Origin of the sequence: Enteractinococcus helveticum, from assembly GCF_020742345.1 — a bacterium.
Lineage (GTDB): Bacteria > Actinomycetota > Actinomycetes > Actinomycetales > Micrococcaceae > Yaniella > Yaniella helvetica_A.
Map to the genome: position 1 here is coordinate 1 of NZ_DYXC01000113.1, position 2,840 is coordinate 2,840.

At 52.6% G+C, this 2,840-nt stretch carries 4 protein-coding genes; 1 reads left to right on the forward strand and 3 read right to left on the reverse strand.

Going from position 1 to position 2,840, the window contains the following annotated elements; genetic code table 11:
- Window positions 1-718 (reverse strand): type I restriction-modification system subunit M (locus K8V32_RS10115; RefSeq protein ID WP_303906721.1); only part of this gene is annotated, 718 nt, incomplete at its 3' end.
- Between the two features lie 190 nt (window positions 719-908).
- Here K8V32_RS10115 and K8V32_RS10120 point away from each other — a divergent pair.
- Window positions 909-1,040 carry a hypothetical protein gene (locus K8V32_RS10120; protein ID WP_303906724.1) on the forward strand — a complete coding sequence of 44 codons (132 nt, stop codon included), beginning with the start codon at window positions 909-911 and terminating at the stop codon, window positions 1,038-1,040.
- Window positions 1,041-1,165: 125 nt separating this feature from the next.
- Here K8V32_RS10120 and K8V32_RS10125 read toward each other — a convergent pair whose 3' ends face one another.
- Both K8V32_RS10125 and K8V32_RS10130 read right to left on the reverse strand, forming a co-directional pair.
- Window positions 1,166-2,020 carry a DUF4062 domain-containing protein gene (locus tag K8V32_RS10125; protein ID WP_303906727.1) on the reverse strand — a complete coding sequence of 285 codons (855 nt, stop codon included), beginning with the start codon at window positions 2,018-2,020 and terminating at the stop codon, window positions 1,166-1,168.
- A gap of 292 nt (window positions 2,021-2,312) precedes the next feature.
- On the reverse strand, window positions 2,313-2,747 hold the full coding sequence (locus K8V32_RS10130) for an XRE family transcriptional regulator (protein WP_290454580.1): 435 nt from the start codon (window positions 2,745-2,747) through the stop codon (window positions 2,313-2,315).
- Between the last annotated feature and the right edge of the window lie 93 nt (window positions 2,748-2,840).

The window sequence follows — 2,840 nt, forward strand, 5'->3', positions numbered from 1 at the left end:
GCAGCAGCGAACCAGAACCAACGGCCGGGTCATACACCTTGTTCACACTGGTCTTGCCGACCACAGTGATGCGAGCGAGAAGCTCAGAGACTTCCTGCGGGGTGTAGTACTCGCCACCGGACTTACCGGCAGACGACGCATACATACCCATGAGGTATTCATAGGCATCACCGAAAAGGTCGATGGTGTTGTCTTCAAAGTCGCCGAGCGGAAGGTCGCCGATCGCCTCCAGGAGTTTGACCAGCGTCGCATTGCGCTTGGCTACGGTGTTCCCGAGACGATTACTGTTGACGTCGAGGTCATCAAACAGTCCCTTCAGGTCATCCTCACTGTCCGTCCCGACAGCCGAGCCTTCAATGTCCTTGAAGATTGTCTCGAGCGTCTCGTTGAGGTTTTCATTGTTCTTTGCCTCAGAGCGCACGTTCGCAAAGAGCTCCGAAGGCAGAATGAAGAAGCCCTTTTCCGCGACGGTGGTCTCGCGGCCAAACTCCGCCTGCTCATCAGGAAGCTTGGCGTAGTCGAAGTCTGAAGCCCCGGCAGCGCGCTCCTGTCGGTTGAGGTACTCGGTGAGGTTCTCAGAGATAAATCGGTAGAACAGCATCCCTAGGACGTAGGACTTGAAGTCCCATCCGTCCACGCTGCCACGCAGGTCGTTGGCTATCCGCCAGATTGTCTTATGCAGTTCGGCGCGCTGCGCTTCTTTCACTTTGAGAATCACTTTCTACTATCTTCTGCACCCACCAGGGCACCTTAATTTTTGTCGAACCACGGACGAGGCCCGGATCCTTCCGTCTCGAACTTCGCACTGTAGCTTGCTCGACGAACATGCAACGGGCTGCAGCAGAGGGGGTGATGGGCCTTTACTGAGGAGCTATCTGCTCCATATTATTCCATTAGCTGGGGTTTAAATGAAAACACGCCAAGGTTTTGACGCCCCGTATCGAGGCACATCCGTTCGAAGATCTCGTCAGTGGTCCGATACCCGCCTGCACCACTCGTACCTACCCCAGGGGGCAGCCCTGTTGGGCAATGCTTCGTAGCATCGTCATCATGAACAATCATGAGGACCGCGATCCCAATCTTGATGGATATGTGGCTCTACGCGATTTAAAGTGCGTTGATCTTCCCCTGCAGCCCCCAAAATTGGCGGCTACCTTTTCGAGGATTAACCCACGTAGAAGTCTTCCTCTTTTTTCACTCCATTCTCAACCCACTGAATACGCAAAATTTTCTCCCCAACGCCCATCATGTATGCGACATCCAGGCGACGAGTTTGCTGAGCATGAATTTTCGTGGGTTCCCCAGAGGTGATGACGGTCATAGTGGGATTCACACCTGCGGAAGCGAATACAACATCTTCGGCAATTCGGTCCCCGGTATTTGAAATCTCTAACCAATAGTTGGTGCGATACTTCGGCTTGCCATTCTTATCGGCCCCCTGGAGTTCTCGCTCCTGCTTGGGCTGTACCAAGAACTGCACACCATTAGGTGCCATCTCACTTTGTGAAATATCAACGGCCAGGTGAGGGATGTCGTGTTCAATTGCCTTCCAGACTTCATGCTCAAGCTGACTAGGGTTACTGAACTCCCCGAGAAGAGCCCGCTTGCTCATCTCGCTTCTGAATTGACGAAGACCCTCTAGCTGCGAGACATCAACATCATTAGGCAGCGAAGCACTGGAAAAATAGAGGTGAACAGGTTTTCCCTGTTCAATTGCGCGCTCGATCTCTTCTGCAGTTCCTGACACTGCACCAGGAGTAGGAGAACCCAATCGGCTACCAAAAAGAGCAAAAATTATGTCAGACTCGTCAACGCCCTGCGAGTTGATAAGCGATTGGGGATGTCCTCCCGACACAGGAACAGACGAGGTTTCCCACCGCCATGGGAGGAGGGCAATCTGCTTATTCTCCGAATTAGCGTTGTTCCAGCCATGGATTGCATTCTCTACGGCATCACGAGCCTCGAGCGTGTCAGATGGTGAGGCGATCATCACACGTAGAACGGTTGCAGGATATGCCATACAGCTAGGCTACCCGGCAAGTGAACACGGCCACTAAAACCAGAAAACCAGCATACGAGTATCTGCAAGATTCATAAGCTCCGAATACTAAGTTCTCGGGGGCTCGGCGTCCATTTACCAGAACTCCCCCCTACAAGTCCCCGCCTACACAATCTGCACCCACCATCTCAGGAAAACAAGAAAAACCGGAGGTCACACCCTCTTTCGAGTTTGTGACCTCCGGTCGTTGCGGTTCGAGAACCGCACTCCCACTGCAGGAAGCGGATTTTTTTATGCGACGAATGGATAGAGCTTACTCCGCGGCAATGTGCGGGAGTTGGAATCCTGCCTGCAACGCGACGTTGTAGATGATGACGCCTAGAGCTAGGACACCACCCAACGTGAGAATCGTATCGAGGGAGGTACCAATAGGATCACCGTTTTGGAAATCTTGTCGCACGGAGCTCTTCGCTAGGCCCCAGCTGGATTCAGCGATCTTATCGGAGGTATCTTCCGAGCTATGGCTGCGAATAGCGTCGGAAGATTTATTTGCGGCACTGATTGAGCTAGTCGGTTCTTTTAATAACGTTCCGCTGACTGGAGATTCAAGTTGCCACTTGAGGAAATCTTTGCGGATTTGGCTATCGATACCTGAAGATCCTTTGCCCAGATCTTGTGCGGATGCGACACCGGTAGATAAAGACAGGGCGGTTACAATCGCCAGAGCAGCGGCAGAAATGCGCTTCATAGTTTTCTTCCTTTTCGCAGCTATAGAGCCGAGTTGATTTAAGCGTGGGTATGGGTTGTGGGAAGCCCATACCCACGTAATCAGCAGCGTGGG

What these genes read in the sequence shown, in the direction of transcription:
- K8V32_RS10120 (WP_303906724.1), top strand. Translation starts at nt 909, where the DNA reads ATGAAAACACGCCAAGGTTTTGACGCCCCGTATCGAGGCACATCCGTT.
- K8V32_RS10125 (WP_303906727.1), bottom strand. Translation starts at nt 2,020, where the DNA reads ATGGCATATCCTGCAACCGTTCTACGTGTGATGATCGCCTCACCATCT.
- K8V32_RS10130 (WP_290454580.1), bottom strand. Translation starts at nt 2,747, where the DNA reads ATGAAGCGCATTTCTGCCGCTGCTCTGGCGATTGTAACCGCCCTGTCT.